The organism is Flavobacterium sp. (assembly GCF_046296355.1).
Taxonomy (GTDB): domain Bacteria; phylum Bacteroidota; class Bacteroidia; order Flavobacteriales; family Flavobacteriaceae; genus Flavobacterium.
Map to the genome: position 1 here is coordinate 1 of NZ_JBKBLM010000051.1, position 2,070 is coordinate 2,070.

The 2,070-nt window shown below is 36.8% G+C and carries 1 protein-coding gene and 1 pseudogene; both read right to left on the reverse strand.

Translation table 11 applies throughout. The features are described from left to right. Positions 1 to 86 (reverse strand): annotated as a pseudogene (locus ACK4HO_RS12585) (RNA methyltransferase); the annotation flags it as partial. Between the two features lie 52 nt (positions 87 to 138). Continuing rightward, a complete protein-coding gene (locus ACK4HO_RS12590) occupies positions 139 to 1,872 on the reverse strand; it encodes a gliding motility-associated C-terminal domain-containing protein (protein ID WP_409666318.1) in 1,734 nt (577 codons plus the stop codon). Positions 1,873 to 2,070 lie beyond the last annotated feature (198 nt).

The following is a 2,070-nucleotide window of genomic DNA, read 5'->3' on the forward strand; positions in this document are numbered from 1 at the left end:
CCCGATTGTTTTCTGGCTTTGGCCTTTTCTTGTAATAAAACCAAAGATTTGATAAAAGGGTTTTGTGCGCTGGTGATTTGTTTCATTATAGAGTTGTAATCCCGAAGTTACAGGACAAAATTACAAAGTTTTTTCTTATTAATGAACCAAATATAAATAACCACTTAAGGGTTCAGGATAATCAGGGTCATTTAAGTACAAAATATAGAAATAAGTTCCGTCAGGTGCGTTTTTAGTTCCCAATCCTTCTTTGATGTAACCATCCCAATTGGCTGTGTTTTGGTTACCGGTCCACACTAATTTCCCCCAACGATTATAGATTTCTACTTTATAGTCTAAGAAAACATTTTGCAATCCGGCAATGGTGAAAGTATCGTTTCGGGTGTCATTATTCGCCGATACATAGTTGTAAACCGTTGGCGGACAATTTCTGGAAGTCAGTAAAAATGAAGTGGTCACAAAACAATTTTCATTGTCCAATCTCACAAAAATCTCTTTCGGAGTGATAGTAGCGGTGTAATTGTGCGCATTGAAAATAGGATTAACACCATTCATAGCATCTTCCATACTTTCATAAAAACCAACGCTGTTTTCCGGGTCAGTTTTAACCGAAGACTCATAAGCAGAAAAATCAAAAGTAGCTTGGGTAAATCCTTGATTACAAGACACTAAATTTTCTAATGGATTAAATGTTGGCGAAGTGACAAGAGTATCATTTACAGCAAACGCATTGTTGGTTTCCACCAATTCATTTACTACACCGGTTCCATCGCCTTTGTCATCGGCCACAAATTCGATTTCAAAAGTATCCGGAACCGAATCGGGTATTACCAAAGTTATTTGACCGGTAATATAGCCATCAACGGGAATGGCGACGGTTGTTTCAATAGTTTCTATTAGTTGGCCGTTAATGTATATTGAAATCGGAGTGTCTGCAGGAAGCGCGCCGGTACAATTCAAATTGGAAATCGTATAATTGACCACTATGGTTCTCGAATCACAGGTTTTATTTACCGAATCTATCGTGACTGTAGCATCCGGAAGTTGGCTGTTGAGTTTGGTCACTACAGTATTAATCATCACAAAATCCTGAAAGGAAGTCAGCGATATTTCAGCAGTAGTGTCGCCAATGGCTATGTTATTTTGTATGTCATAAATGTCCAAATCCATATTAAACATAGTGGTACTACCGGTAATGGAATTACTTCCGTTAAAAACATTACTCGAAGGATTTAAAGTGTTGCTCAATAAATCGCCGTTTATTCTGAACTCTTCTGTGGCCAAACCTGAATCGCCTTCCCAAGCTAAAAAACCGACTTTTGAATTGGCATTATCGATAACATTTAAATTGTCGAGTGTTATGGCCAATTCGTCCGGAACACCTTCTAAACCGTCATAAACATTGATTTGGTTTAAAGGCAAAGTAGCATTTTTGTAGATGATAATAATGGCCCAACCGGCAAAATTGGTTCTTCTGGTAGCGTGTAACTCTTCAAATGGTGAAATATCAAGATTGGACAAAGTATAACTACCGTTTCCGGTGCTTTGAACTAAAGCGGTAATGTCTTTGAAAGCACTAAAATAAGAAAAAATAACCCCATCAAAATTTCGCACATAACCAAAGGTTCTGTCGGGTGTAATTGACGTGGTATTTAAGTTTACGGCAAAATCACCATCACCACTTCCGGCCCAATAGAGATAAGCTTTTTCAATCATGTCATTCGGATTTAAACTCAAGGTAGCCGAAGATGAAGTAACGGTTACTAAGTCTAAAGTTGCGTTGTTTTCCACTATGTTCATAGTGTTCCCGAAGAACGTAAAATCATACCGCCCGTTAAATTGCTCGTATAGGGTAATATCTTGCCCGCTCATACAGTAAATGTTGAGAAACAAGGCAATAAAATATAGCAATTTTCGTTTTAAATTCAAGGCTAAATATCATTTAGTAAGTTAAAAATAGGCAAATAATTTGAATTTCTATTTTTTACTCGATGAATGGTATTAAAAAATAAATGTTTAATTTTCCAAAGTCTAAACCCAACTTGTGAAAAACTATACTGTAAGACGCTA

What these genes read in the sequence shown, in the direction of transcription:
- ACK4HO_RS12590 (WP_409666318.1), bottom strand. Translation starts at nt 1,872, where the DNA reads ATGAGCGGGCAAGATATTACCCTATACGAGCAATTTAACGGGCGGTAT.